Source organism: Photorhabdus caribbeanensis (assembly GCF_018448885.1).
Taxonomy (GTDB): domain Bacteria; phylum Pseudomonadota; class Gammaproteobacteria; order Enterobacterales; family Enterobacteriaceae; genus Photorhabdus; species Photorhabdus caribbeanensis.
Genome location: NZ_RCWB01000115.1, coordinates 1 through 968, shown reverse-complemented (window position 1 = coordinate 968; position 968 = coordinate 1). Strand labels below are relative to the sequence as shown.

1 pseudogene is annotated in these 968 nt (G+C 57.6%); it reads left to right on the top strand.

The annotated features are described in order from the left end of the window. Window positions 1-968, top strand: a pseudogene (locus tag EAE90_RS23210) (S-layer family protein); the annotation flags it as partial.

Genomic DNA, 968 nt, shown 5'->3' with positions numbered 1-968 from the left:
GACTGGTCACAGGTGGACACTTCCCACCGCAATAAATACAAAGTGCACGATGCCATCATGCCGGATGGCAGCCGCAGTAATGACTTTTACGAATATCAGTACACCCGGACCGTCAAGGAAACTCAGGTTAAACAGAGTGACCCCGGTAAAATTCTGGCCGGGGGCAATATGACGCTCAACAGTGCGCAGGTCACTAATCACGACAGCCAGATTGTCGCCGGCGGGGCGCTGGATGGAGAAATCGGCGAACTGCACAATATTGCCACTCAGGGCGAACGTATCACCACCGATAAAGGTCGCCAGACCCACTGGTACGCCAAAAAGACCAAACACAAAAAGTTCGGGTTCGGTGGCACCAAAACCTCGCAGGGAAAAAGCCGCAGCAATTATGCCCCCGCCCCAGTGATAGAAACCCTCGACCTGAAAACGCTGGCCTGGCAGGCGCATACCCGCCCGGCGGCCCCCGGTATCACCATCGCCGACCGACAAACCGGTCAGATACACGCTGCCCCCACGGCGGTTACGCCGGTGAACGGTATCAAAAATCAGCCGCTGGTCTTGCCGCCCGGTCAGCCGTTTGAACTGAGTTTGCCCCCGGAAACCGTCAAAGGACAAACAGTCGACCCGGTGATACGCGTGGTGACGCCCGATACCCGCTTGCCGAATAACAGCCTGTATACCGTGCAACCGGGCAGTGACAGCCACTATCTGGTCGAGACCGACCCGAAATTCACCCAGTACAAACAGTGGCTGGGCTCGGACTATATGCGGCAACAGCTCACTCACGACCCGGCGCTGGTTCACAAACGCCTGGGCGATGGGTTCTACGAACAGCGGCTGGTGCGCGACCAAATCACCCAGTTGACCGGCCAGCGCTATCTGCCGGGCTACAACAACGACGAAGCGCAGTTTAAAGCGCTGATGGATGCCGGTGTCGCCTTTGGCAAACAGCAACAGTTAACGCCGGG